Genomic DNA, 26,303 nt, shown 5'->3' on the forward strand with positions numbered 1-26,303 from the left:
CGCGTTTTCTTCGTATCTGCGAATGTACTTTCGTGTCGCCGGTCACCGACAGAATCGTGCGCAATCGAGAAGTTTTATTGCTCGATGCTGAGCGACACGAGCCCCGATGGATGGCGGTTGAGGCGTCCGGCGAGGTCAAGCTCGATCAGAGCGAGGTAGACTTCGGCCGCGGGCAGCCCGGTGTGGCGGATGACGTCGTCGATTTCGACAGGTGTCGGGCCCAGCGCATCGGTAATGGTCGCGCGGTCGCCGTCGCCGAGCCGCGGCGGCTGGACCGAAGGCATCTCATGCGCCGGCTCTCCGGCCCCTGCCGGGAAGGGCAGGGTGTGCTGGCTGAGAGGTGCAAGGCCATCGAGAACATCATCCGATGTGGTCGTGACGATCGCACCCTGTTTGAGAAGGTCGTTGGTGCCGTGGCAGCGCGGGTCGAGCGGCGATCCAGGAACGGCAAACACCAGGCGGCCGAAGTCGGCGGCATAGCGCGCGGTGATCAGCGAGCCCGAGCGGTTGGCGGCCTCGACGATCGCAACCCCAAGACTGATGCCGGCGATCAAGCGGTTGCGCCGCGGGAAGTCGCGGGCCCGCGGCTCCCAGCCGAACGGCATCTCGCTGACCGCCAGGCCCGAGCCCGCCATGATGTCGTGGAGCAGCCCGACATTCTCTGGCGGATACGGCCGGTCGATACCGCCGGCAAGCACGGCGATCGTTCCACTCTCAAGGCTCGCCCTATGCGCAGAGGTGTCGATGCCGCGTGCCAGCCCTGATGTGATCACGTAGCCGGCGCATCCGGCGTCACGCGCGATCATCGCTGCGAACTTGGCGCCGCTGGCCGAGGCGTTACGCGAGCCGACGACGCCGAGGGAAGGGCGCATCGCGGCGTTGAGGTCGCCTTTGACGGCGATAAGAGGTGGGGCGCCATCGATCTGGCGGAGGGCAAAGGGGTAGTTCGGTTCGCCTATGCCAATGAAGGTTGCGTTGAGCCGGTGGGCGATTTCGAGTTCGCGCTCTGCTTCGGCTGTTGTTGCGACACGGAATGTCCGCGCTCCGGCGCCGCGCCGCGAGAGTTCGGGCAGGGCATCAAGTGCCGCCTCGGCAGTGCCGAAATGATTGATGAGATCGCGGAAGGTTACGGGGCCGACATTGTCGCTGCGGATCAGCCGCAGCCAGGAAATTTTCTGTCGTTCGGTCAGTGCAACTCCAGTTCGCTTTGCACTGACGTCCAACATTATCCCTTGTCTCCGATCCTGCTCTCGGTGCCTGCAAGCAGCCGCTTGATGTTGGCGCGATGTTTTACCCAGGTGATCAGGGTCATGACCGCAAACAGCAGAGCGACTTTCTCGTGTCCTGTCAGATAGAGTACAACCGGAATGACCGCGGTTGCAACCAGGGCAGAGAGCGAGGAGTAGCGACTGATCTTGGCCATCGCCAGCCAGATCGCCGCAAACACGAGAACCACCCAAGGCACAAGGCCGAGCAGTACGCCGATATAGGTGGCGACGCCCTTGCCGCCCTTGAAGCCGAGCCAGACCGGGTAGAGGTGGCCTAGGAAGGCAGCAAGGCCTGCAGCGATGCCGGCTTCCACGCCCCAAAGCGACGCGATCGCGGCGGCGGCCGTGCCTTTCAAGGCGTCAAGTAGCAGGGTTGCAGCGGCAAGCTTCTTGTTGCCGGTGCGCAGAACGTTGGTCGCGCCGATGTTACCCGAGCCGATCTTGCGAACGTCACCAAGGCCGGCCATGCGCGTCAGGATCAGCCCGAAGGGGATCGAGCCGAGCAGGTAGCCGAAGGCGAGGCTCAGGGCTGTTGAGGGCAGCCCGAGCTGCCAGGAGAAAAGATCCACCGAAACCTCCCGCGCGACCGCTGTCGCCTATGCCGAATGCACAAGCTTGCCGGCAACATAGGTTTGCACAACCCGGCCGGTAAAGCGTGCATTTTCGAATGGCGTGTTCTTCGATCGCGAAACAATTGCTTCCTTGTAGAGGACCCACGGCTCTTCGAGATCAATGACCGTGATGTCGGCCTTGGCGCCCGGCTTCAGCGTGCCGGCATCCAACCCGAAGATCTTGGCTGGACGTGTCGACATCGCATCGATGAGCCGCATCAGCGAAACCTGGCCGCTGTTGTGCAGGCGCAGTGCTGCAGCCAGCATGGTCTCAAGGCCGATCGCGCCGTTTTCCGCATCGGAGAACGGCAGGCGCTTGGTGTCGACGTCCTGCGGATCATGCGAGGAAACGATGATGTCGATGGTACCGTTGGCAAGGGCGTCCACCATTGCGACGCGATCGTCCTCGCGGCGCAGGGGCGGCGAGAGCTTGAAGAACGTCCGGTACTCGCCGATGTCGTTCTCGTTGAGCGTCAGATGGTTGATCGAGATGCCGCAGCTGACGTTGGCGCCGCGGTTGCGGGCGGTCAGGACGGCTTCGGCCGATTCGGGAACCGAGATCTTGGCGGCGTGGTAGGCAGCCTTGGTGAGGCCGGCGATCCGCAGGTCGCGCTCGAGCGGGATGATTTCCGCCTCGCGCGGCACGCCGGCAAGGCCGAGCCAGCTTGCAAGCAGACCTTCGTTCATCACGCCGTTGCCGAGATACTTGTCGCGCGTTTCGAGCGCGATGACAGCGCCGAATTCGCGGGCATAGGTCATTGCCCGGCGCAGCATCAGCGTGTCGTGGATCGCACGGCGTCCGTTGGTGAAGCAGACCGCCCCTACCTCGCGCAGGAGGCCGAACTCCGTCATCTCTTCGCCGGCAAGGCCCTTGGTCATCGCTGCAGCCGGATAGACATTGACGATCGCCTTGTCGCGTGCCGTCTTCTGCATGAACTCGACCAGCGCGATGTCGTCGATCACAGGATCGGTATCGGGCATCGAGATGAAGGACGTGACGCCACCGACAGCCGCCGCACGCGAGGCCGATTCGATCGTTTCGCGGTGTTCGGCGCCTGGTTCGCCGACGAAGACGCGCGCGTCGACGAGGCCGGGGACGGCCGTCAGTCCATCGCAGTCCTTGACGAAGGCGCCATCAGGCGTGCCCTGGTTGTGGGCATCCTTGCCGGCGGCGAGGATGCGGCCGTCGTCGCCGACGATGATCGTGCCGGTTTCATCAAGGTTGCGGGACGGATCGACGATGCGAAGGTTTCTAAGAACGAGCGGTCTGGTCATACGCGCGGCCCCTGGTTCTGCGAAAGAAGAAGCGTTTCCATCACCGCCATGCGCACGGCGACACCCATTTCGACCTGCTGCTCGATGACGCTCTGCGGCCCGTCGGCGATTTCCGACGCGATTTCGACGCCCCGGTTCATGGGGCCAGGATGCATAACGAGCGCATCGTCCTTGGCGGCTTTCAGCTTTTCGGCATCGAGGCCGTAATAGTGGAAGTATTCGCGCACCGACGGCACGAAGGAGCCGGCCATGCGCTCGCGCTGCAGGCGCAGCATCATCACCACGTCGGCATCCTTCAGCCCTTCGGCCATCGAGTGGTAGACCTCGACGCCCATGTCGGCGATGCCCGACGGCAGCAGGGTCGCCGGGGCAACGACGCGCACCCGTGCGCCCATCTGGTTGAGAAGAAGGATGTTGGAACGGGCGACGCGCGAATGCAGCACGTCGCCGCAGATCGCCACGATGATGCGCGAGAGTTTGCCCTTGATGCGGCGGATCGTCAGTGCATCGAGCAGCGCCTGGGTCGGGTGTTCGTGCTGGCCGTCGCCGGCATTGACCACCGAGCAGGACACCTTCTGCGCCAGAAGGGCAGCGGCACCCGCAGACGAGTGGCGCACGACCAACACGTCGGGGTGCATGGCATTCAGCGTCATCGCCGTATCGATCAGCGTTTCGCCCTTCTTCACCGAGGAGTTGCCGACCGACATGTTCATCACGTCGGCGCCAAGCCGTTTGCCGGCAAGTTCGAAGGAGGATTGCGTCCTGGTCGAGGCTTCGAAGAAGAGATTGATCTGCGTCAGTCCACGAAGGGTGGACGTCTTCTTCTCTCTCTGACGGGAGATCTTGACGGCTTCATCGGCGCGATCGAGCAGGTAGGTGATATCCTGCTCCGTAAGACCTTTGATGCCGAGCAGGTGGCGATGCGGGAAAGTGGTCATGGGCCGCCCTTGCGCTCTGGAATATGGCTCGCTCTATAAGACGTGACCCCCGGCACGGCAAGCGGTGCGCAAGCCCTTCCGCAGAAAACTTGGGTGCGGCATCCTATCTTTCCCTGGCCCCGTTTCGTGGTCGGCAAACTTGCGCTAGAACCGGCCCATGAATCAGATGAACCGGACCGAACAGAAACTCGCCGAGCTGAACCAGCCCAAGCCCTGGTCCGGCATCAATGCCTATCGTTCCGATCCGCTGGTCGTGGACATCACCTCGGGCATGACGAAAGCGCTGCGCGACGAGTTCGATACGCTTGGGCGTTACGTGACGTCGCCTGAGGCGCAGGAACTGGCGCGCATGGCCAATGAAGGCGCGCCGAAGCTGAAGACGCACGGACCGCGCGGCGAGCGCCTCGACGTCGTCGAGTTCCATCCGGCCTGGCATGCCCTGATGCGGCGATCCATGACATCGGGCCTGCACGCATCAGCCTGGGAAAACCTGCCCGACGAGCGCAACCAGTCGCACAAGACCAGGGCGATCCGCTTCTACCTGACGGCGCAGTTGGAATGCGGCCATCTCTGCCCGCTGACGATGACGAGCGCATCGCTTGCCGCGATCACTGCGTCGCCGGCAGTCCAGAAGGAGTGGGCGCCTAAAATCCTGTCGCGCAAATACGATTCGTCGAACAAACCGTGGATGCAGAAATCCGCCGTCACCGTCGGCATGGGCATGACGGAAAAGCAGGGCGGCACCGACGTGCGCGCCAACACCTCGACCGCCGAGCGCGTGGGCGAGGGCATCTATCGCCTCAACGGCCACAAGTGGTTCATGTCGGCGCCGATGAGCGATGCCTTCGTCATGCTGGCCCAGACCCGTGACGGCCTCGGCTGCTTCCTCGTGCCGCGGCTGCTTGAAGACGGTGCCGCCAACGGCCTGCGCTTCCAGCGTCTGAAGGACAAGCTCGGCAACCGCTCCAACGCATCCGCCGAAGTCGAGTTTTCCGATACGTTCGGCTTCGTGCTCGGCGCGCCCGATGCGGGCATTCGCACCATTCTCGACATGGTGACGTTGACGCGTCTCGACTGCGCCCTGGCCTCCGCCGGCATCATGCGGGCCTCGCTCGCCGAAGCCGTCCACCATACGCGTGGCCGCAAGGTCTTCGGCAAGCCGCTCGTCAGCCAGCCGATGATGACCCGGGTTCTCGCCGACATGGCGCTCGACGTTGCTGCTGCCAGTGCCCTTTCGTTCCGCCTTGCGGATGCCTTCGACAAGGCTCACGCCAGTGCCGAAGAGGCGGCCTACGCCCGCATCATGACTCCGGTTGCGAAATACTGGTGCTGCAAGATCGCTCCCGCACTGATCTACGAGGCAATGGAATGCCTCGGCGGCAATGGCTACGTCGAAGAGCGGGCGCTGGCGCGGCATTATCGCGAGGCGCCCGTCAATGCTATTTGGGAAGGTTCCGGCAACGTCATGGCGCTGGATGTCCTGCGCGTGCTGCTGAAGCGCAAGGATCTCTTCGAACAACTGTTTGCGGTGCTGAGCCGCGACCTCGGGCCCGCCGGCCGCAAGACCATCGACGTGCTGCGTGCGGCGATGTCGCTCTGCGAGCGCGACGAAGGGGCAGCCCGCATGCTGGTCGAACAACTGGCTCTGGCTGCTGCAGCGGCAGAACTCTATCGCCTCGGTGCCGGCCGCATCGCCGATGCCTTCCTCGAATCGCGCCTTGCCGCCGGCTGGCGGTCGACCTACGGCATGCTCGATTCGCGCTTCGATTCGGCCTACATCCTCGACCTGCTTTACCCGGCTGCCACGTAAGCCGTCACGGAAAGCACCAGCGGTATCGTGAAGAAGGAGACGACGGTCTGGACCGTCGCCACCGCCGCATAGAGCTCGGCGTCGCCACCCATTTGCTTTGCCAGAAGATAGCCGTTCATCGCGGTCGGTACAGCCGCGCCGAGCGCAATGACGCAAAGCGCATCGCCGCGAATCCCGAGCAGGAAGCTGGCGCCGACCATGAACACCGGCATGACAATCAGCTTCAGGACGACGGCGAGCAACGCCGACCCGCTCGGCTTTAGAGCATCGGATACGCGCAATCCGGCGCCGACCATCACCAGCCCGAGGCTGAGCGAGGCGCTCGCGAGCATGTCGATGGTTGTCATCACCGGCCCATAAACCTTTATGCCGGCTAGGTTGAACAGTATCCCGAATACCGATGCGACGATTAACGGATTGGTGACGATCTTGGCAAAGAAACGCCGGAAATCCCGGTTGCCGCCCCCGAACCAAACCAGCACGCCGACGTTGTAAAGATTGATCGGGATGATCACGAGCGTCATCACCAGTGCCGTCAGCGTCAGCCCGATCGGCCCATAGAGTTTTTGTGCAATCGCCAGTGCCATGAAGCCGTTCCAGCGTGTGGCCGTCTGGAAGACCGAGGTGAAGGAGGCGCCCGAAACCTCTCTGTTGCGAAACAGCGGCCAGAGGAGAAGCACGAAGACCGACATCAGGCTGACACTGCCGATCGTGGCGATGGCCGTAGCGTCTGCCTTCAAGCCGGAAAAATCGGCCTGGGCCAGCGTGGAAAACAACAGAGAGGGGAAGAGAATGTAGTAGCCGAACTGTTCGAGGCCCAGCCAGAGGTTCTGGTCGACCAGCGTCGTGCGCTTCAGCCATGCGCCGAGCAGCACCAGAAGGAAGATGGGAAGGATGCTTTCAAAGACGATGAACATGACAGGCCCGTGCGGGAGAGGGCCCACCGTTACTGCATAAACCTTCGAACCGGAATCGATTTCGGATGAAATCGGTGCAGCACCTTCTCGGCCTTGCCGCCTGGGGCGTCTCCAGGGCGAGCCTGTGAAAATTAACCTTAACAAATGGTTTACGTTGCGCGATCGGGGCCGAGCGTGGACAGTGGCTGGGTAACGCAATGAAATCCGGAATGGAGCGGTTCGGTGCGAACTGGTCTTTTGATCATCATGATGATGTTTTTCGCCGGACTGGCGCTCGATATCGTGGTCCCTGCGGCGGTTCTGCTCGTCTTTGTATTGGCAGATCGCGCACTCTATCCATTGCTGTATCGGCGCCTATCGGAAAGGGGGGCCGCATGAAGTGGTTTCTGATCCTGTGGGCATGCCCTGTCATGCTTTTGGCCGGCTGGTACGGCCTTTCCTATTATGACATGAGCTTCGGCTTCTTCATGCTGACGCGCCAGACCCATGACCTGGTCTTCCAGATCTATGGCAACGTGCTTGGCATTCCCCCCGAAAGCATTCCGCCGCTCGTTGCGCGCGCCATCATTGTCGACAGCTTCATCGTTCTCGGCATCATTGCCTACCGCAAGCGCCGCGAGCTTGCAGCCTGGTACCGCCGCCGCTTCGGTGCCGCTCAGTCGGCCGAGGCGCCATCCCTTGCAAGCGACGCCAGCCTGTCCAGCGCGCCCTGAAGGATGAAGGATGCGGCAGCCGAGTCGATGCGCTCGGCCCGCTTCTTGCGGGATACGTCCATCTCGATCAGTACCCGCTCGGCCGCAACCGTCGACAGTCGCTCATCCCAGTAGACGAAGGGTAGGGGCGTCTTCTCGACCATGTTGCGCACAAAAGCGCGGGTCGCCTGGCACCTGGGGCCTTCGCTGCCGTCCATGTTGACCGGCAGGCCGATCACGAAGGCCGAAATCCGTTCCTTCTCGGCCACCGCCAGAAGCGTCACCGCATCGATGCCGAACTTCACCCGCTTGATCACCTCGCGCGGCGTCGCGATCCGGCGCCCAAGATCGGACACCGAGATGCCGATCGTCTTTGTGCCGAGATCGAGGCCGGCGATCGCCTGGTTGGGCTGAAGCTGGCTCGCCAGCTCTTCGATGGTCAGAATTGTCATTTGGTTTGCCGATTCGATCTTTGCAGGGGTTCGCTTCGTTCCATATAGCTGGATCAACACACAAATCATCTGGGAGAATGTCATGAAGATCAAATGGCTCGGCCACTCCGCCTTTCATATCGAAACGGCAACGTCGAAGATCCTGATCGATCCCTTCTTTACCGGCAATCCGGCATTCCTCGACAGCGAGCGCAAGGACGTGACCTCGGGGCTGACGCACATTTTGCTGACGCATGGTCACGGCGACCATGTCGGCGACACCGTCGCCATCGCCAAGGAAACGGGAGCGGTGGTCGTCGCCAATTTCGATCTCTGCATGTGGCTCGCTCGCCAGGGTGTCTCAGTGATGGAACCCGGAAACACCGGCGGCACGATCCATCTCGCCGGTTTTTCCGCGACTTTTGTCAATGCGCTGCATTCCTCGGCGCAGATTACCGAGGATGGCGTTTCCCATTCGCTCGGCAGTGCCAACGGCCTCGTCCTGCATTTCGAGGATGAGCCGACGCTCTATCATATGGGCGACACCGACATCTTCTCGGACATGGCGCTGATCGAGGAGCTGCACCAGCCCGAGATCGGCCTCGTTCCGATCGGCGACCGTTTCACCATGGGCGGTGCCGTCGCGGCGCTCGCCTGCCAGCGATATTTCAAGTTCTCGACGGCCATTCCCTGCCACTACGGATCCTTCCCGATCATCGATCAGACCCCGGAAAACTTCGTCGTCGGCATGGACAGCGCCTCGACCAAGGTCGCGACGCCGGCCGTCGGTGGCATCGTGACGGTCTGACGGCGAAGGCGCCAGCACTGCCACAGGCGCGCGATAGGGCGATTCCCCCGTTGCGCGCCTCGCCGCGCACCATTATAGCGGGGGAAAGTTCCAGAGACCGGAGACGACCATGTCCGTAGACCTTGCCACCGTGAAGCGCGTCGCGCGCCTCGCCCGCATCGCCGTCAGTGAAGATGAAGCCACGCGGATGGTGGGCGAAATCAATGGCATCCTTGGTTTCGTCGAGCAACTCTCGGAAGTGAATGTCGATGGCGTCGAGCCGATGACGTCGGTGACGCCGATGGAGATGAAGAAGCGGATGGACGTCGTGTCCGATGGCAGCAAGGCCGACGATATCGTCGCCAATGCTCCCAATACCGATCGCAACTTCTTCCTCGTGCCGAAGGTCGTCGAATAATCCGACCGTCCGCCGCCCCGACGTACCCGATTTGCGAAAGCCCGATTTCACCATGACCGAACTCACCAGCCTGACGATCGCCGAAGCCCGCACCAAGCTTGCCGGCAAGGAAATCACCGCCGTTGAACTGACCGACGCCTATATCGCGGCGATCGATAGCGCCAACGAAGCGATCAACGCCTATATCGCCGTCACGCCGGACAAGGCGCGCGAAATGGCCAAGGCTTCGGATGCGCGCATTGCCGCCGGCAAGGCTGGCGCGCTCGAAGGCATTCCGCTCGGGATCAAGGATCTCTTCGGTACCGAAGGTGTGCACACGCAGGCCTGCAGCCATATTCTCGATGGTTTCGCCCCGCGCTACGAATCGACCGTCACCCAGAACCTCTGGAACGATGGTGCCGTGATGCTCGGCAAGCTCAACATGGACGAGTTCGCCATGGGCTCCTCCAACGAGACCTCCTACTACGGTGCCGTGAAGAACCCCTGGCGCGCCAAGGGCTCCAACCTCGACCTGGTCCCGGGTGGCTCGTCCGGCGGTTCGGCCGCGGCCGTGGCGGCGCATCTGTGCGCCGGTGCCACGGCAACCGACACCGGTGGCTCCATCCGCCAGCCGGCTGCCTTTACCGGCACCGTCGGCATAAAGCCGACCTACGGCCGCTGCTCGCGTTGGGGCGTCGTCGCCTTCGCGTCGTCGCTGGACCAGGCCGGGCCGATCGCCCGCGACGTGCGCGACGCCGCGATCCTTCTGGAGTCGATGGCAAGCGTCGACGCCAAGGACACCACTTCCGTCGATCTGCCGGTGCCGAACTACGAAGCCTCGATCGGCCAGTCGATCAAGGGTATGAAGATCGGCATTCCCCGCGAATACCGCGTCGAGGGCATGCCGGAAGAGATCGAGTCGCTCTGGCAGCAGGGCATCGCCTGGCTGAAGGACGCCGGTGCCGAGATCGTCGACATCACGCTGCCGCACACCAAATACGCGCTGCCGGCCTATTACATCGTCGCCCCGGCCGAAGCATCATCGAACCTTGCCCGCTACGACGGCGTCCGCTACGGCCTGCGCGTCGACGGCAAGGATATCGTCGACATGTACGAAAAGACCCGTGCCGCCGGCTTCGGCCAGGAGGTCAAGCGCCGCATCATGATCGGCACCTACGTGCTTTCCGCCGGCTACTATGACGCCTACTACCTGCGCGCCCAGAAGGTTCGCACGCTGATCAAGCGCGACTTCGAACTGGCCTTCCATGCGGGCGTCGACGCGATCCTGACGCCTGCCACCCCGTCTTCGGCCTTTGGTATCGCCGACGAGGATCTTGCATCCGATCCGGTCAAGATGTACCTCAACGACATCTTCACGGTTACGGTCAACATGGCCGGCCTGCCGGGGATCGCCGTTCCCGGCGGCGTCGACCACAAGGGTCTGCCTCTTGGTCTGCAGCTGATCGGCAAGCCGTTCGAGGAAGAGACCCTCTTCAAGACCGCCCATGTCATCGAACAGGCGGCCGGTCGTTTCACGCCGACCAAATGGTGGTAACGCGCTGAGGACGCAGCACGGCAAGCGTGCTGCGTCGCAATCGCCGGGACTGGTCTCTCAGTCAGCGGCGTGGTTAAGTGACGCGGAGAAGGGAGCCGCGCCATGCCTTTGATCCGTCATGCACGTCAGGATGAGGTCGATGCCCTGACCGCGATTGGCCTGCGCGCCTGGGAAGGGGCGGTCAACGGCCTTGTCGATATCGCTTCGATGAGGCGTCTGGCGGAAAACGCCTTTGCGGACTTTCTCACCAAGAACTGGCTCTCCGTGTCGTTGATCGAGGTCGATGGCAGACCACGTGGCTGGGCTGCCCGTGAGAACTTCGACGAGATTATCTCCGACCTCTGGATCGATCCGGATGTCCAGGCGCAGGGCCTCGGCGGTCGTTTGCTCGCCGACATCGAGCTTCGCATTTCGAACGACGGCTTCGAGACGGCGAAAGCCAAGACACATGCCCAGAACGCTGGGGCCATCGGCTTTTTCCGAAAACACGGCTATGGGGTCAGCTGGCTGTCGACCGCCTATGCGCCGAAGCTCGACCGTGATGTCGAGTTCATTGGGCTGAGCAAGCAGTTTGTCGTTGCAGATCCCGTCCTCTACGGTCGCTAGCCGACAAAGCATGATATTTCGGAGCGGTTCCCTATTGCCGACAACTTGTCCGTGGACATTCACGTCTCGTTCATTCGACCCATGAAATATTAGGGGTATTGAAATTACGTGGCGGCGCAGGGGACGTTCGTTGCAGACATTCGAAAATGCCATCGAGCAATCGGCGTTTCCCAGATCATCGTTTCAACTGCTGTGGATAGTCGGACTTGGCCTGACGGTCTTTGCCGCCTGCATGCTCGGGATTTTCAGTCGCCCCTTCGGTATGCTCGCTTCGGTATGGCCAGCCAATGCGATCCTGCTTGGTCTGTTGGTCCGTCATCCATCGCTGGCTTCGCCGGCGGGCTGGTTGTCCGCGGCCATGGCCTATGTCCTTGCAGACCTGTTGACGGGCTCGAGCTTCGGTGCGGCAATTGCCCTGAATGCCGCCAACCTCCTCGGCGTCGTCGTCGGCTATATCCTGTTCATGCGTCTGCCCAAAGAGCATCGCCATCTACGCAGGCCCCTTGCCGTGCTCTACATGTTCTCGATCTCTGTCTTGGCGGGCGTTGGTGCATCGAGCCTCGGTTCGATCGCGGTGACGTACTATTTTGGCGAGCCAATCTCGCGCGCATTTGTCGGGTGGTTGACGACGGAACTGGTCAACTACGTGGTGATACTGCCGGTTTTCCTGGCGATGCCTCTGCCTGGCGATAGAGTTCAGGCGGCGCCGGTTGCGAAAGCGACGGCGGCTGCAGGCGTCAATCCATGGCCGATCATCTCGCTGGTCTTGTCCTGTGTCGCGGCTCTGCTCATTGGCGGGCCGGGCGCAGTGGCGTTTCCGGTGCCGTCCTTGCTCTGGTGCGCGCTGGACTACCGTCTGTTTGCGGTGGCCGTGCTGATGGCAATCGTCGGCATGCTGGCCCAGGTCGCTGTTGCCTCGGGCATTCTGCATCTTGGGGTCGATCGTCTTGCCGACGCAACGCTGACTTCGACGCGGCTCGGCATCACGCTTCTGGCGCTTGGACCTTTGACGGTGGCAAGCATCGATGCGGCGCGCCGAAACCTGATCGCCAGGCTCTCCCACGCGGTCGACTATGACTTCCTGACACAGTGTCTGGCCCGTGCAACGTTTATGGCGCGCTCATCGGCCCTGATCGAGGCAGAGCAGCGTAAAGGCCCGATTTTTGCGATGATGCTGGATATCGACCGTTTCAAGGCCATCAACGATACGCACGGCCATGCGGCAGGCGACCGTGTGTTGCAGGCCGTCGCATTGACGATGCGGCTCGCGCTCCGTTCCGACGATCTCATCGGCAGGCTTGGCGGCGAAGAGTTTGCTATCCTTCTCGTCCGGCAGACGCCAGCCGACGCTGCCCGCGTCGCAGAGCGGATCTTGACTTCAGTCCGTGCACTCAGCATCGATCTTGAAAACGGCGAGAAGCTCTTGGCAACGGCCAGCATCGGTATTGCTCAACTGTCGCCGGCAGGCTCTGGCCTCGAGGCGCTGCTGTCGCAGGCGGACAAGGCGCTCTATGCAGCCAAGTCGGACGGGCGCGACCGTATCCGCGCCTTCCCGAATGGCATCCCCGCAACGGGCGGGACGACAGGTCGCTAAGGCAGACGTTCATGATCGGCGACCTCTTTTCAAAGTCGCCGAAACTGCGAACGAGGATGCCGGGTGTGTCCGGCATCCTCGCGGTTTTCCCGATCAGCGATTGTTGAGTTCGGATCGCACCAGGCGCAGGCCCTGCTCGGTGATGCGATAAGGTTTGCCGGCCGATGACGAGATCGCCTTCTTGCGCTTCAGTTTGCGGAAGAGTTCGAGGTCGAAGCCCGGATAAACCCATCCGTCGCGCGTGAAGCATCTGATATCGATGATCGTCTTGTCGTCGCGGGTAATTTCGATACGACCGCCCTGGGCCAAATGATGGAGAATGCGCTGCTCAGCGCGTGAGATATCCATTTCTGAATGTTCCGGAATAGCGTTCGTTAGAACGCGAAAAAACGTTCCGCAAATCCTGGGAAAAGCGGGGCTACGTTTCCGGCCCGTGCGCGCAATCTTTGGGAGAAAGCGGGCAGGGGCCCTTACCGGGACTCAGACGATGAGAACATCAAAACTCCATTCGAACGATCGCTACTAAAAGAGACCGGCGGAGGCGTCAAGATATCCGCTCGCAAAGATTGCGCAGGCGGCCGCCGCAATCATCTGAAAAATGACGATCAGAATGAGTTGTGTTCGAAACGGCTCCTTGCGCGTCTTGTGCCTGAAGACATGGCGACCGGCCATTGCGCCGATACTGCCGCCAAAAAAAGCCGTTTCCAGCAATGTCCGCTCGCGGATGCGGCGCCAGCCTGATCGTGCTGCCTGCTTGTCATACCAGAACTGGCAGAAGCTCGTGACGTTGATCACCACAAGGAAACACAGGAGGCTGGTAGCGGCGAGCGGCATATCCGCCTTATGCCACACGGAGCGCTAAGCCTCGGTTAAACCGTGCGCCACGCCATCGCGGAGCGGCTGATCGCGCCTAACAACTTGCGCCATTGCAGCAATTGCTCTACCGAGAAACCAAGAATTCAGGCTTCAAAGAAGAGCATGATATGAGCATTGTCGACGTCCGCACCCCCGATCCAAAACGCTTCATCCCTGGCGCCACCGGCGACTGGGAAGTCATCATCGGCATGGAGGTCCATGCCCAGGTGCTTTCCAATTCGAAGCTCTTTTCGGGTGCCTCGACTGAATTCGGCAAGCCCGCTAACGCCAACGTTTCGCTGGTCGACGCGGCCATGCCCGGCATGCTGCCCGTCATCAACGAGGAATGCGTAAAGCAGGCGGTTCGCACCGGCCTCGGCCTCAAGGCCGTGATCAACAACCGTTCGATCTTCGACCGCAAGAACTACTTCTACCCCGACCTGCCGCAGGGCTATCAGATCTCGCAGTTCAAGGATCCGATCGTTGGCGAGGGCCAGATCATCATTTCCGTCGGGCCGGACCGCCAGGGCCAGTTCGAAGACGTCGAGATCGGCATCGAGCGCCTGCACCTCGAGCAGGATGCGGGCAAGTCGATGCACGACCAGCATCCGTCCATGTCCTATGTCGACCTCAACCGCTCCGGCGTCGCGTTGATGGAAATCGTCTCCAAGCCGGACATGCGCTCGTCCGACGAAGCCAAGGCCTATATGACCAAGCTGCGTTCGATCGTGCGCTATCTTGGCACCTGCGACGGCAACATGGACGAAGGCTCGATGCGCGCCGACGTCAACGTTTCGGTCCGTCGCCCCGGCGAGGGCTTCGGCACGCGTTGCGAAATCAAGAACGTCAACTCCATCCGCTTTATCGGCCAGGCGATCGAATACGAAGCACGCCGCCAGATCGGTATTCTGGAAGACGGTGGTTCCATCGACCAGGAAACCCGACTGTTCGACCCGAACAAGGGTGAGACGCGCTCGATGCGTTCCAAGGAAGATGCGCACGACTATCGCTACTTCCCGGATCCCGACCTGCTGCCGCTTGAGTTCGACCAGGCCTTTGTCGATGCGCTGAAGGCCGACCTGCCGGAATTGCCCGACGACAAGAAGGAACGCTTTGTCAGCGCCATGGGTCTGTCGATCTACGATGCCTCCGTGCTCGTATCCGAAAAGTCGATTGCCGACTATTTCGAGGCCGTGGCCGAAGGCCGTGACGGCAAGATCGCCGCAAACTGGGTCATCAACGACCTGCTCGGCGCCTTGAACAAAGCCGGCAAAGCCATTGAAGAGACTCCGGTTTCCCCCGCCCAGCTTGGCGGCATCATCGATCTCATCAAGGCGGAGACGATCTCCGGCAAGATCGCCAAGGATCTCTTCGAGATCGTCTGGAACGAAGGTGGAAATCCCGCTGAGATTGTCGAAGCACGCGGCATGAAGCAGGTGACGGACACCGGCGCCATCGAGAAGGCGGTCGACGAGATCATCGCTGCCAACCCGGATCAGGTCGCCAAGGTGCAGGCAAAGCCGTCGCTGGCCGGCTGGTTCGTCGGCCAGGTGATGAAGTCGACCGGTGGCAAGGCCAACCCCCAGGCCGTCCAGGCTCTGGTCAAGGCCAAGCTCGGCATCGAGGAATAAGCCATGTTCTTCGTCCGCACGGCGAGCGAGCGCGATCTGGAGAAGGTTCGCGCGCTGCTCGTCGAGACGTGGCACGCGACCTATGACACGTTCTACGGTGTCGAGAAGGTCAACGAACTGACAGGGCGCTGGCATTCGCTGCCGGCGCTGAAGGCTCGGCTGGAGCGCAAGGACGCGGAATTCCTCGTCGCCGACGACGGTCGCAGTATCGGCGGCATGGGGTATGCGTCCATGTCCGATACGCAGACCAAGACCGCGGTGCTCCACCAGCTTTACGTTCTGCCGAAACTCCAGGGGCAGGGCATCGGACGCGATATTTTCGCCGAACTCGAAACCTGCTTCCCGGATGCCGAACGCATGCGGGTCGAAGTCGAGCCTCAGAACCTTCATGCTCTGGCATTCTATCGAGCCCATGGCTTTAGCGAAGTCGGTCAAGTCAGCAATTGCGGTGACGAGCAGTCGGGGATTCCGGCGCTCATTCTCGAGAAACCGCTCGCCTGACGATGGCCTGCTCCCGATGCGGGCGCTTGTGAGCGGCGCGTTGTCATGATTGTGGAAATAATTGCGAACGGCGTTGGCTGTGACGAGGCTGTCTCCTTGTGACGGTTGGCGCCGATTGCCAAGCCCCGGGAGGCCACATGGACTCGACAACAGACTTCGATATCCGCAGGGCCGAGTTGACAGATCTTCCACACGTCATCGCGCTCTTTGCCGCCGACCCGGTCGGCGGACATGGCGACACGACCGAACCGGAGGCGTTCGACGAGTATCTTGCCGCGTTCGCACGCATCGAAGCCTCTCCGCTTCAATCCCTGTATGTTGCTCGCCTTGGCGATCAAGTCGTCGGCACTTTCCAGACAACATTGCTGACATCGCTTCCGGGGCCCGGGAAGCCAAGGCTGTTGGTCGAGGCCGTGCAGACGCGGCAAGACATGCGCGGCCGCGGCATCGGTGAGCGCATGATGCGCCATGCGATCGACCGTGCGCGTGAGGCGGGAGCAGCAAAGGTGCAACTCGCCTCGAATGCGACGCGGGCGGCGGCCCATCGCTTCTATGAGCGTCTCGGTTTCGTGCGCAGCCATTTCGGTTTCCATATGCCGTTGAAATGACCGGGCTTGCCTCGGAAACACTGGACAAGGTTGGAGTGGCGGGGCATAAGCGGGGACATAGTTTTGGTATCCGGCCGCCTTCCCAACGGTCGGTTGAGGACGGCATCCATGAAGCTCCTGCTGCAGATTTTCACCTGGTGGAACCAACAGACGATCGGAACGCGGTTTCATACCTGGCGTAACGGTCAACGTGTCGGCGAAGACGAGCTCGGCAACGTCTATTATCAGGGCGGCAAGGACTCAGAAGGCCGCACGCGTCGTTGGGTGATCTACAGCGGTTATGCCGACGCTTCGGCGATTCCATCTGGCTGGCACGGCTGGATGCACCACCGCACCGATGTTTCGCCGGCTGACGAAAAATACGTCGCCCGCGAGTGGCAGAAGCCGCACCGCCCGAACCCGACCGGCACGGCTGAAGCCTACCGGCCGCAGGGTTCGATCGCCGGCACCGGCGCACGTCCGCGTGTGACAGGCGACTACGACGCCTGGACTCCGGGTTCCTGACACACTTGTCGTCGGACAAGGCGCGCCGCTCCGCGAATTGGTCCAATGACCACGGGGCGGCCACATTTCATGTTTAGCGCCTGATATCCATCAACGGTGAATGCAAGGCGCGCGGGAGACAGGCGGGAATGGCGGGTTCTTATCTGCGGAAGACAATCGGTCAGATGTCGAGCCGGCTCTGTGTTGCTGCGCTTGCCGCGCTGCCGATGCTGTCCTCGACCGGCACCGCCGAGGCCGCGCGGATCAACAACGCCGTCGCCGTGTTTTCCGGCATCGACAAGATTACCGGCCGTATCACCACCTTCGACGTCTATATCGGCGAAACCGTCCAGTTCGGCGCCCTGCAGGTGACGCCGCGCGTCTGCTACAACAGGGACGACACGGAAGCGCAGAAGATCACGACTTTTGTAGAGGTCGACGAGATCACGCTCGACCGCAAGATCAGGCGGATCTTTACCGGCTGGATGTTTGCCGACAGCCCCGGCCTCAATGCCGTCGAGCACCCGGTCTATGACGTCTGGCTACAGTCCTGCAAGGCGACGTCGGACCTGCCACCGCCGGATACCGCCTCGAAGAAGTAAGGCGGCTTCGACCGCAAGGCCCGGAAGGGCCGCAGTATGTTGCAGCATCTGCGTCCGTCTTTGAGGCGTCAACATGTTTCGCGGACGCGCTAGCCTTCCGCGATAAATTCAGAAAAACAAAGAGATAGAACGTCAGCGTGACTCTGTTTGAGAACGCAAGATGTGATATCCAATGCGTGTCGCACGGCGATCCAAATGACCTGTGGTCGGAAGACGGCGTCCTCGAGATGCAGGTTTATCGGCTGTCGCGAATGGCAGTGATGCGCTCAAAAAGTTAGATCGGGTGAGTTCATCGCGTTGGCGAGCATGATTTCGTACTCGGCCTTCGGCACGTCGATTGCGCCGAACGATTTCAGATGCTCCGTCGTGAACTGGGTATCGAGCAGCTCAAAGCCCCTGGAACGCAGGCGTTCCACCAGATGCACAAGGCAGATCTTGGAGGCGTTGGTGCGTCTGGAGAACATGCTTTCGCCGAAGAACGCCGAACCAAGCGTAACGCCGTAGAGCCCGCCGACCAGCATGCCGTCCTCCCAGGCTTCGACGCTGTGAGCGTAGCCCATGGAGTGAAGCGTGGCGTAGAGAGCGCGGATCTTGCTGTTGATCCAGGTCGTCGGCCGATCGGGTGCCGGCGCGGCGCAACCTTCCATGACGGCCTCGAAGGCAGTGTTGAAGCGAATGTCGAAGTGGGTCTTGCGTATCGTCTTTAAGAGGCTGCGCGAGACGTGAAAGCCTTCCAGCGGGATGACGCCGCGGATTTCCGGCTCGACCCAGAAAAGCTCCGGGTCGTCTGCCGAATCGGCCATCGGAAACAGGCCTATGGAATAGGCGCGCAGCAGCATGTCCGGTGTTACGTCGGGTTGCTTGCTGCGCGTCCCTTTCAATGCACAGTCCTATTCGGACGTCGTGGCCAGATGATGCTCCAGCCAATGGATGTCGTAATCGCCGTTCGCGATATCCTGATTGTTGATCAGGTCCTGGAACAGCGGCAGCGTCGTCTTGATGCCATCGATGACAAACTCATCCAGCACGCGACGAAGGCGCATCATGCATTCGACGCGCGTACGGCCATGGACGATGAGCTTGCCGATCAGGCTGTCGTAGTAGGGCGGGATACGGTAGCCCTGATAGGCGCCCGAATCGACGCGAACGCCGAGGCCGCCCGGTGCGTGGAAATGCGTGATCGTGCCCGGTGAGGGGACGAAGGTACGCGGATCCTCGGCATTGATGCGGCACTCGATCGCGTGGCCGGAAAACACGATGTCTTCCTGCTTGACCGAAAGTCCGCCACCCGATGCGACGCGGATCTGTTCGTGCACCAGGTCGATACCGGTGATCGCCTCGGTGATCGGATGCTCAACCTGGAGGCGGGTGTTCATCTCGATGAAATAGAACTCGCCGTTCTCATAGAGGAACTCGATCGTGCCGGCGCCGCGGTACTTCAGCTTCCGCATGGCATCGGCGCAGACTTCGCCGATCTTCATACGCTGTTCGACGTTGAGGGCCGGGGAGTTCGCCTCTTCCCAGACCTTCTGGTGGCGCCGCTGCAACGAGCAGTCGCGCTCGCCGAGATGGATCGCATTGCCTTCACCGTCACCGACGATCTGGATTTCGATGTGGCGCGGCTTGCCGAGGTACTTTTCCATGTAGACGGCATCATTGCCGAAGGCGGCAAGCGCCTCGGAGCGAGCTGTCGACACGGCTTCTTCGAGTTCAGCCTCGGTCTTTGCAACCTTCATGCCGCGGCCGCCGCCGCCGGCGGTCGCCTTGATCAGAACCGGGAAGCCGATCTTGCGCGCGACTTCGAGCGCATTTTCCGGCCTCACTTCGCCATCGGAGCCCGGAACCACGGGGATGCCGAGTTCCTGCGCCGTCTTCTTGGCGGTGATCTTGTCGCCCATGATGCGGATATGTTCCGCGGTCGGTCCGATGAAGGTGATGTCGTGCGCTTCGAGGATTTCGGCGAACTTGGCGTTTTCCGACAGGAAGCCGTAGCCCGGGTGCACGGCATCAGCGCCGGTGATTTCGCAGGCCGCGACGATCTGGTGAATGTTCAGATAGCTATCGCGCGACGGCGGAGGACCGATGCAGACGCTTTCGTCGGCGAGACGCACGTGCATGGCGTCGCTGTCGGCCGTGGAATGGACGGCCACCGTCGCGATGCCGAGTTCCTTACAGGCGCGCAGCACGCGAAGGGCGATTTCGCCGCGATTGGCAATGAGAATTTTCGAGATCATCGCAGCGCCGCCTTATTCGATTACGATCAGCGGCTCGCCATACTCGACGGGGGCTGCGTCCTGGACGAAGATTTCGGTCACCTTGCCCGAACGCGGGGCAGGGATCTGGTTCATGGTCTTCATCGCTTCGATGATCAGGACCGTCTGGCCTTCCTTGACCACGGTGCCGACCTCGATGAACGGGCGGGCGCCCGGAGCCGGCGCCAGGTACGCCGTGCCAACCATCGGAGCCGTAACCGCATTCTTGGAGGTGCGGCTGGTTTCGGCCGGAGCAGCAACAGCGGCCGGCTGCGCGGCGTGAGCCGCCGGCTGGGCCTGGTAGGCAGGCATCGAGACGGCGACCGGGGTGCCGGCGCGCGATACGCGGATGCGAAGGTCTTCCTGCTCCACTTCGATCTCTGTGAGGTCCGTGTCGTTCAGGATATTGGCGAGATCGCGGATCAGCGCCTGGTCGATACCGGGTTTCTTGTCAGCCATGGGATATGAGCCTCGTGTTCTTTTTATTTCGACGTTTCTGTCAGGTTCTTTAGCGCATGCAGCGCCAGAATGTAACTCTGCGCTCCGAAACCGCAGATGACGCCTTTGACCGCAGGCGCGATCATCGACTTGTGGCGGAATTCTTCACGCGCGTGGATGTTGGAAAGATGCAGTTCGACCACCGGGATACCGATCGCACGGATGGCATCGTGCAGCGCGATCGACGTATGGCCGTAGGCGGCCGGATTGATCGCGACGCCTGCCGCCTTTTCGCCGGCCTCATGCAGCCAGTCGACCAGCGTGCCTTCATGGTTGGATTGCCGAAACTCGACCTCCAGCCCCAACGTCTTGCCTTCCGTGGTGCACATCGCCTCGATGTCGGCGAGTGTCTGGCCGCCATAGATCCCCGGTTCGCGCTTGCCGAGCGCATTCAGGTTGGGGCCGTTCAGCACGAAAATTTTGGTGGGCATGCGGGATTCCGGTCCGGTGATGGTGGGTTACCTATAGACTGATGGTCCCGCGAGGAAAAGCCCTTTGGGTCCTCGCGAGATTTGTCCACAGTTGGGACGGGGCGTGCAAGGCGCTTGGTCAGCAGGCGGTCTTGCCGCAGCTGCGCATGTTGGCAACCTTGGTACTGATTTCCTCGGCGCCGACGGCACCGAAGACCGCCTCGTTGCCGATGACGTAGGACGGCGTGCCAGTGATGCCAAGATCGTTGGCAAGGGTGTAGGCCTCGCGCACGGCCGCGTCATGCGGTTCCTTTTCCATCTTGGCCCGCAGCTGCTTTTCGGTGACGCCGAGCTTGCCGGCAACGGCAATCGCCGTTTCCTCGGTTGCGCGGTCTTCGCTGCCGAGCAGGGTGCGGTGGAACTCGCCGTACTTCTCGGGCGCAACCAGACGGAACGCGGCGCTAACCTTGTGTGCCGCCAGTGAATCCGGGCCGAGGATCGGCAATTCCTTCAGCACGAAGCGCACGTTCTTGTCCTTGGCGAGGATGTCTTCCATGTCGGTCAGCGCGCGTTTGCAGTAGCCGCAGTTGTAGTCGTAGAACTCGACGACCGTGACGTCTCCATCAGGGTTGCCAAGCACCATGTCGTACTGCGAGTTGAAGATCGCCTTCTTGTTTTGGGAGATCGCGCCTTCGGCCACTTCCTGCTGCTTTGCACGCTGTTTGGTCGCCAGCGCCTCCTGGACCTCCAGCATGATCTCTGGATTGGCAAGCAGGTATTCCTTGATGAAGGCGCCAAACTCATCCTTCTGTTTCTGGTCGAGCGCGAGCGCGTTTTGCGGCAAGCTGACCCCTGCCATGAGCGCGGCAAGCGCTCCGGCGGCAATCATTTTCGTGCTGAAATTCATTTTTACCTCGTTGTCTCTGCCTGCCCTGTCTGTCGTCCATGTCGCGATACGGCGTCAATGCGCGCTTGCAAAAGACAACAGGAATCTCCAGCACCGCAACACGCGGGCAGCATAGGGTGGGCCCCGCTGAAACGAAACGGCAAAATCGGCGGAAATACGGCGCTCGCGGACTTGTGAAGCTTTTGGCGATCGGGCAAAGGGGCCAATGGAAGATCAGCGCCGGATGATACGCGTCGCTTGTGGAGGATATTGCCTTGGTAGAATTGTCGAACCGCAGCGCCGTCGAACCCTTTCATGCCATGGACGTGCTGGCGGAGGCGACGCGCCGCCGCGACGCCGGGCACCCGGTGATTTCGATGGCCGTCGGTCAACCCGCGCACCCTGCGCCAAAGGCAGCCCTGGACGCAGCGCGCAAGGCGCTCCAGCATGGGCGGCTCGGCTACACTGACGCGCTTGGCACGTTGTCGCTAAGAACCGCAATCGCTCAATACTATCAAAAGCGCCACGGTATCGCGCTGGAGCCGCAGCGCATCGCCGTGACCACCGGGTCGTCAGCCGGGTTCAATCTTGCCTTCCTCGCCCTCTTCGATCCCGGCGATTGCGTGGCGATCGCGCGGCCGGGCTATCCCGCCTACCGCAATATTCTCGCGGCGCTCGGGCTGACGGTCGTGGAGGTGGAAGCCAACGCCGAGAGCGGCTTCACGCTGACACCGGAAAATCTGGCGCGTGCTGCGGCCAAGATTGGGCGACCGCTGAAGGGCGTTCTTTTGGCAAGCCCGGCCAACCCGACGGGAACGGTGACGGGCAGGGCCGGTCTCAAGGCGCTCGCCGACTATTGCCGCGCTGAGAACATCGCGTTCATCTCCGACGAGATCTATCACGGCCTGACATTTGCCGGCGAAGAGGCAAGCGCACTGGAGGTGACCGACGACGTCTTCGTCATCAACTCATTCTCCAAATATTATTGCATGACCGGCTGGCGGATCGGCTGGATGGTGCTGCCGGAAAAGCAGGTTCGCGGCTTCGAGCGCATCGCCCAGAGCCTCTACATCTCGCCACCGGAATTGTCGCAGATTGCGGCTGAGGCGGCGCTCGGTGCCCAGGCGGAGCTCGACGGCTACAAGGCGGCCTACGCGGCCAATCGCGAAATGCTGCTGAAGCGGCTGCCGGAAATCGGTTTCACCATTGCGTCGCCGATGGATGGCGCTTTCTACGCCTATGCGGATGTCAGCCGTTTCACCAATGACAGCATGGCGTTTGCCCGCCGGATGCTGGCGGAAATCAACGTGGCGGCGACGCCCGGCTTCGATTTCGATCCGCTCGAAGGCCACCGTACGATGCGGTTCTCCTATGCCGGATCGACCGGCGACATGGCCGAGGCAATGGACCGGATCGCTCGCTGGATTGCGTGATCCTCTGTAGTTTCAATAACTTGTAGTCTTTGCTGGACTCTCATCAAGAGGCCTTTGATTCAAACTCTCAGCTGAATGGGTGACGTGCGGTCACCAAGCCGAAACGAAAAAAGCCCGGACCAAGCAAGGTCCGGGCTTTTCTGTTTTTCCGAGGTTCAGGCGTGGCTTAGAAGAAGCCGCGGCGCTGCCACCATCCGCCCTTTTTGGGCTTGGACTGGTCTTCTTCGGGACCTTCGTTCTTGTTCGTGACCGTCGAGGTCAGCACCGGCTCCGATGCAATCGTCGAAAGGTCGCGGTTCGCCCGAGCGGGCTTGCCTTCTTCGAGGTCGGCGGCAGCCTCCTCGATTGCGGCCGGCACTGGCTCAGCCGCTTCCGGCTGGGCTTCGACCGCGCTCTGTGCTGCCTCGTCGGGGCTGACAACAGGCTCCTCGGCCTTGACGGCCTTCTTGCGTGTCCGCTTCGGCTTGGCGGCCTTCTCGACGACCGGTTCTACCACTTCCGCGATGATCTCGGCTTCAGCAACAACGGCGACCGCTTCAACCTCGGCTTCTGCCGCTGCTTCGACGTCGCTTGGTTCGCCGGCTTCATTGTCGGCGGACGCAACAGCCTGGTCTTCGCCTTCGCCTTCGACTTCACCTTCGCCCAGTTCCGGACGGTTGCGGCGGCCACCGCGCTTGCCGCGACGACGGCGCTTGCGCTTCTGTTCGCCGTCGGCGGTCAGCGCATCCGTATCGTTTTCGTCTTCGTCGCCATCGGCTTCAGTGGCGTCATCGGCATCATCCGCAGCATCGGTGTCCTGTGCGGTAGCACCGTCGGCCTGCTGGCTACCCTTGCCACGACGACGGCGGCGACGCTTGCGCTTGCGACCGTTCTGGTCGTCGGCCTGGGCGGCAGCCTTCGGCTGTTCCTGGCGCTGCTCGACGACGACTTCTTCTGCTTCTTCCTCGTCGAGATCCTCTTCGATCACGATGTCGTCTTCTTCTTCGGGCTCCGGCTCGAAGTGCAGAATCTGTTCGATCTTGACCGGGTTTTCGACCGGTTCGCCGCGGTCGATCGCAAAGTGCTGAGCGCCGACATGGGCGTCAGCCTCGATGATGATCGAGACGCCGAAGCGCTGTTCGTAATCCATGATCGTGCTGCGCTTCTGGTTGAGCAGATAGAGCGCGATATCGGGGATCGTGCGAACGGTGATGTTGTGTGTGGTGTTCTTGAGCAGGTGCTCTTCGATGCCGCGAAGCACATGCAGCGCGACCGAAGACTGCGAACGGACGTGGCCCGTGCCATTGCAATGCGGGCAGGTCTGCATCGTCGATTCGAGAACCGAAGCACGAATGCGCTGGCGCGACATTTCGAGCAGGCCGAAGTGCGAGATGCGGCCGACCTGGATGCGGGCGCGATCGTTCTTCAGGCAATCCTTCAGACGCTTCTCGACGGAGCGGTTGTTCCGCTTTTCTTCCATGTCGATGAAGTCGATGACGACAAGGCCTGCAAGGTCGCGAAGGCGCAGCTGGCGCGCAACTTCTTCGGCGGCTTCGAGGTTCGTCTGAAGTGCCGTATCCTCGATCGAATGCTCGCGGGTCGAACGACCGGAGTTGACGTCGATCGAAACCAGAGCTTCCGTCTGGTTGATGATGATGTAGCCGCCCGACTTCAGCGTCACCTGCGGCTGCAGCATGCGGTCAAGCTGCGCTTCGATACCGGAGCGCGAGAAGATCGGATGCACGTCGCGGTAGGGCTGAACCACCTTGGCGTGGCTGGGCATCAGCATCTTCATGAAGCCCTTGGCTTCCTTGTAGCCTTCCTCGCCCGAAACGACGATCTCGCTGATGTCCTTGTTGTAAAGGTCGCGGATCGAGCGCTTGATCAGGCTTCCTTCCTCGTAAACGAGGCAGGGGGCCGTAGAGTTGAGCGTCAGCGTGCGGACGTTCTCCCACAGGCGCATCAGATATTCGAAGTCGCGCTTGATCTCGACCTTGGTGCGGTTGGCACCGGCGGTGCGCAGAATGACGCCCATGCCCTGCGGCACTTCGAGGCCACGTGCGATTTCCTTAAGGCGCTTGCGATCCTGCAGGTTGGTGATCTTGCGGGAAATGCCGCCGCCACGGGCCGTGTTCGGCATCAATACCGAATAACGACCGGCAAGCGACAGATAAGTCGTAAGCGCTGCGCCCTTGTTGCCACGTTCTTCCTTGGCGACCTGTACGAGCAGGATCTGGCGGCGCTTGATGACTTCCTGGATGCGGTACTGCTTGCGCGGCTTGCGTACGTGACGATCCGGAACTTCTTCCATCGCATCTTCAGCGCCGACGGACTCGATGATTTCTTTCTCGCCGTCGTGGCCGTCGTCATCATCGTCGTCATCATCGCGACGACGACGGCTGTCGACGTCTTCGGAGATCGAATCCGTGTCGACCATGGCGGCCATTTCGCCACCATTGCCTTCTTCGCCCGCATCTGCCTCTTCGGTCGCTGCAGCGGCAGCAGCCTCTTCGGCGATCTTCGCCTTGGTGCGGCGCGGGCGCTTCGGCTTTGCCTTGGGCTTTTCCGCGGGCGCTTCGGTCTCGACGACAGCTTCGGCTGCAGTCTCGGTCACTTCCGCGACGACTTCCGTTTCGGCGGCAATCTCCAAATCAACCGGCACGCTGAGCGCGGGCTGGGTCGGCGTTGCCGTTTCGACGTGCTCGATGTCGTCGTCGCGGCGCGCTTCTTCGGCTTCTGCCTTCAACAGCGCCTGTCGGTCGGCCAGCGGGATCTGGTAATAGTCGGGGTGGATTTCGGCAAACGCCAGGAACCCGTGGCGGTTGCCGCCGTAGTCAACGAAGGCCGCCTGGAGCGAAGGCTCCACTCGCGTCACCTTTGCGAGGTAAATGTTGCCGCGTATCTGTTTCTTGTGTTCCGATTCGAAGTCGAATTCTTCTATGCGGTTCCCGCGAACGACAACGACGCGCGTCTCTTCAGAGTGAGACGCATCGATAAGCATTTTCTCTGCCATCTAAGTTGTGCTCCTCGGCGCGACAACGGAACGGGCGGCAGGCGTTCTTCCATCGGAAGACTGCCACTCGCGTCAAAGGTTGCGCCGGATGTGAAAGGTCCTGTCTGGTGCAGGTGATGGTGCAGCAGCCAGATGGCAGCCGGAACGGTGACGTTCCGGGGCCTCTCTACTTCTGACCGATACCGCTGAGTCAACATCAATGACCAAACAAGAATGCCAATGTCAAAGGTCTCATAAAGACCCGATGAATGCGCCCGCTTGCGGGCTTGCC

General features: G+C 61.5%; 27 protein-coding genes. 13 read left to right on the plus strand and 14 right to left on the minus strand.

Annotation, left to right across the window (positions count from 1 at the left end):
* Window positions 1-74: 74 nt before the first annotated feature.
* From dprA to HT585_RS06585, 4 genes are read right to left on the minus strand one after another with little or no spacing between them, the layout of a single operon-like run.
* Complete coding sequence (gene dprA / locus HT585_RS06570; RefSeq protein ID WP_176352105.1) at window positions 75-1,226, minus strand: DNA-processing protein DprA; 1,152 nt, start codon at window positions 1,224-1,226, stop codon at window positions 75-77.
* Entirely contained in the window at window positions 1,226-1,837 is a 612-nt protein-coding gene (plsY, locus tag HT585_RS06575) for a glycerol-3-phosphate 1-O-acyltransferase PlsY (protein WP_176352106.1), read from the minus strand. The genes dprA and plsY overlap by 1 nt, the downstream gene beginning before the upstream one ends.
* 27 nt (window positions 1,838-1,864) lie before the next feature.
* Window positions 1,865-3,154, minus strand: coding sequence for a dihydroorotase (locus HT585_RS06580; protein ID WP_176352107.1), 1,290 nt, complete (start codon window positions 3,152-3,154; stop codon window positions 1,865-1,867).
* Window positions 3,151-4,092 (minus strand): aspartate carbamoyltransferase catalytic subunit, encoded by a 942-nt coding sequence (locus HT585_RS06585; protein WP_065787107.1) that lies wholly within the window; start codon window positions 4,090-4,092, stop codon window positions 3,151-3,153. The genes HT585_RS06580 and HT585_RS06585 overlap by 4 nt, the downstream gene beginning before the upstream one ends.
* 157 nt (window positions 4,093-4,249) lie before the next feature.
* Between HT585_RS06585 and HT585_RS06590 the strand changes: the two genes are divergently transcribed.
* A complete protein-coding gene (locus HT585_RS06590; protein ID WP_173419704.1) occupies window positions 4,250-5,902 on the plus strand; it encodes an acyl-CoA dehydrogenase family protein in 1,653 nt (550 codons plus the stop codon).
* Here the strand turns inward: HT585_RS06590 and HT585_RS06595 are convergent.
* Complete coding sequence (locus HT585_RS06595; protein ID WP_176352108.1) at window positions 5,884-6,819, minus strand: AEC family transporter; 936 nt, start codon at window positions 6,817-6,819, stop codon at window positions 5,884-5,886. The two genes, HT585_RS06590 and HT585_RS06595, sit on opposite strands and share 19 nt — an antisense overlap.
* 374 nt (window positions 6,820-7,193) lie before the next feature.
* Here HT585_RS06595 and HT585_RS06600 point away from each other — a divergent pair, with 374 nt between their 5' ends.
* Window positions 7,194-7,532: a DUF6105 family protein gene (locus tag HT585_RS06600; RefSeq protein WP_176352109.1), complete on the plus strand. Its 339-nt coding sequence runs from the start codon at window positions 7,194-7,196 to the stop codon at window positions 7,530-7,532.
* Here HT585_RS06600 and ruvX read toward each other — a convergent pair.
* Window positions 7,475-7,963, minus strand: coding sequence for a Holliday junction resolvase RuvX (gene ruvX, locus HT585_RS06605; RefSeq protein ID WP_176352110.1), 489 nt, complete (start codon window positions 7,961-7,963; stop codon window positions 7,475-7,477). The genes HT585_RS06600 and ruvX overlap by 58 nt on opposite strands.
* Before the next feature lie 82 nt (window positions 7,964-8,045).
* On the opposite strand from ruvX, the gene HT585_RS06610 reads away from it, so the two are divergent.
* The 5 genes from HT585_RS06610 to HT585_RS06630 all read left to right on the plus strand — a co-directional run bounded on the left by HT585_RS06610 (window position 8,046) and on the right by HT585_RS06630 (window position 12,881).
* On the plus strand, window positions 8,046-8,750 hold the full coding sequence (locus HT585_RS06610) for a metal-dependent hydrolase (protein ID WP_176352111.1): 705 nt from the start codon (window positions 8,046-8,048) through the stop codon (window positions 8,748-8,750).
* 109 nt (window positions 8,751-8,859) lie between these two features.
* A complete protein-coding gene (gene gatC / locus HT585_RS06615; protein WP_176352112.1) occupies window positions 8,860-9,147 on the plus strand; it encodes an Asp-tRNA(Asn)/Glu-tRNA(Gln) amidotransferase subunit GatC in 288 nt (95 codons plus the stop codon).
* A 52-nt stretch (window positions 9,148-9,199) separates the two neighbouring features.
* Entirely contained in the window at window positions 9,200-10,681 is a 1,482-nt protein-coding gene (gatA, locus tag HT585_RS06620) for an Asp-tRNA(Asn)/Glu-tRNA(Gln) amidotransferase subunit GatA (RefSeq protein WP_176352113.1), read from the plus strand.
* Window positions 10,682-10,783: 102 nt separating this feature from the next.
* Complete coding sequence (locus HT585_RS06625; protein ID WP_176352114.1) at window positions 10,784-11,287, plus strand: GNAT family N-acetyltransferase; 504 nt, start codon at window positions 10,784-10,786, stop codon at window positions 11,285-11,287.
* Window positions 11,288-11,417: 130 nt separating this feature from the next.
* The gene (locus HT585_RS06630; protein WP_176352115.1) at window positions 11,418-12,881 is read left to right on the plus strand and encodes a GGDEF domain-containing protein; all 1,464 of its coding nucleotides are present in this window, start codon (window positions 11,418-11,420) and stop codon (window positions 12,879-12,881) included.
* 93 nt (window positions 12,882-12,974) lie between these two features.
* Here HT585_RS06630 and HT585_RS06635 read toward each other — a convergent pair whose 3' ends face one another.
* The gene (locus HT585_RS06635) at window positions 12,975-13,229 is read right to left on the minus strand and encodes a YjhX family toxin (RefSeq protein WP_176352116.1); all 255 of its coding nucleotides are present in this window, start codon (window positions 13,227-13,229) and stop codon (window positions 12,975-12,977) included.
* A gap of 174 nt (window positions 13,230-13,403) precedes the next feature.
* The gene (locus HT585_RS06640) at window positions 13,404-13,715 is read right to left on the minus strand and encodes a DUF1294 domain-containing protein (RefSeq protein ID WP_176352117.1); all 312 of its coding nucleotides are present in this window, start codon (window positions 13,713-13,715) and stop codon (window positions 13,404-13,406) included.
* Window positions 13,716-13,864: 149 nt separating this feature from the next.
* Here HT585_RS06640 and gatB point away from each other — a divergent pair, with 149 nt between their 5' ends.
* The 5 genes from gatB to HT585_RS06665 all read left to right on the plus strand — a co-directional run bounded on the left by gatB (window position 13,865) and on the right by HT585_RS06665 (window position 17,561).
* A complete protein-coding gene (gene gatB, locus HT585_RS06645; RefSeq protein WP_176352118.1) occupies window positions 13,865-15,367 on the plus strand; it encodes an Asp-tRNA(Asn)/Glu-tRNA(Gln) amidotransferase subunit GatB in 1,503 nt (500 codons plus the stop codon).
* 3 nt (window positions 15,368-15,370) lie between these two features.
* Window positions 15,371-15,868 carry a GNAT family N-acetyltransferase gene (locus HT585_RS06650; RefSeq protein WP_176352119.1) on the plus strand — a complete coding sequence of 166 codons (498 nt, stop codon included), beginning with the start codon at window positions 15,371-15,373 and terminating at the stop codon, window positions 15,866-15,868.
* 137 nt (window positions 15,869-16,005) lie between these two features.
* Window positions 16,006-16,476 (plus strand): GNAT family N-acetyltransferase, encoded by a 471-nt coding sequence (locus HT585_RS06655; RefSeq protein ID WP_176352120.1) that lies wholly within the window; start codon window positions 16,006-16,008, stop codon window positions 16,474-16,476.
* Between the two features lie 108 nt (window positions 16,477-16,584).
* Window positions 16,585-16,980 (plus strand): NADH:ubiquinone oxidoreductase subunit NDUFA12, encoded by a 396-nt coding sequence (locus tag HT585_RS06660; protein ID WP_176352121.1) that lies wholly within the window; start codon window positions 16,585-16,587, stop codon window positions 16,978-16,980.
* Between the two features lie 128 nt (window positions 16,981-17,108).
* Window positions 17,109-17,561, plus strand: a complete 453-nt coding sequence (locus tag HT585_RS06665; RefSeq protein WP_176352122.1) for a DUF2155 domain-containing protein — start codon at window positions 17,109-17,111, stop codon at window positions 17,559-17,561.
* A 266-nt stretch (window positions 17,562-17,827) separates the two neighbouring features.
* Here the strand turns inward: HT585_RS06665 and aat are convergent, their stop codons facing one another.
* The 5 genes from aat to HT585_RS06690 all read right to left on the minus strand — a co-directional run bounded on the left by aat (window position 17,828) and on the right by HT585_RS06690 (window position 21,628).
* Entirely contained in the window at window positions 17,828-18,442 is a 615-nt protein-coding gene (gene aat, locus HT585_RS06670) for a leucyl/phenylalanyl-tRNA--protein transferase (RefSeq protein ID WP_176352123.1), read from the minus strand.
* A 9-nt stretch (window positions 18,443-18,451) separates the two neighbouring features.
* Window positions 18,452-19,795 carry an acetyl-CoA carboxylase biotin carboxylase subunit gene (gene accC, locus HT585_RS06675; protein ID WP_173419719.1) on the minus strand — a complete coding sequence of 448 codons (1,344 nt, stop codon included), beginning with the start codon at window positions 19,793-19,795 and terminating at the stop codon, window positions 18,452-18,454.
* A 12-nt stretch (window positions 19,796-19,807) separates the two neighbouring features.
* Entirely contained in the window at window positions 19,808-20,272 is a 465-nt protein-coding gene (accB, locus tag HT585_RS06680) for an acetyl-CoA carboxylase biotin carboxyl carrier protein (protein ID WP_176352124.1), read from the minus strand.
* Window positions 20,273-20,295: 23 nt separating this feature from the next.
* On the minus strand, window positions 20,296-20,742 hold the full coding sequence (gene aroQ, locus HT585_RS06685; RefSeq protein WP_176352125.1) for a type II 3-dehydroquinate dehydratase: 447 nt from the start codon (window positions 20,740-20,742) through the stop codon (window positions 20,296-20,298).
* Window positions 20,743-20,860: 118 nt separating this feature from the next.
* Window positions 20,861-21,628, minus strand: a complete 768-nt coding sequence (locus tag HT585_RS06690; RefSeq protein WP_176352126.1) for a DsbA family protein — start codon at window positions 21,626-21,628, stop codon at window positions 20,861-20,863.
* A 299-nt stretch (window positions 21,629-21,927) separates the two neighbouring features.
* Here HT585_RS06690 and HT585_RS06695 point away from each other — a divergent pair, with 299 nt between their 5' ends.
* The gene (locus tag HT585_RS06695; protein ID WP_425513726.1) at window positions 21,928-23,040 is read left to right on the plus strand and encodes a pyridoxal phosphate-dependent aminotransferase; all 1,113 of its coding nucleotides are present in this window, start codon (window positions 21,928-21,930) and stop codon (window positions 23,038-23,040) included.
* A gap of 166 nt (window positions 23,041-23,206) precedes the next feature.
* Here HT585_RS06695 and HT585_RS06700 read toward each other — a convergent pair whose 3' ends face one another.
* Window positions 23,207-26,032, minus strand: coding sequence for an Rne/Rng family ribonuclease (locus tag HT585_RS06700; protein WP_176352128.1), 2,826 nt, complete (start codon window positions 26,030-26,032; stop codon window positions 23,207-23,209).
* Window positions 26,033-26,303: the final 271 nt, after the last annotated feature.

It is taken from the genome of Ensifer oleiphilus (genome assembly GCF_013371465.1).
Taxonomy (GTDB): Bacteria; Pseudomonadota; Alphaproteobacteria; order Rhizobiales; family Rhizobiaceae; genus Ensifer; species Ensifer oleiphilus.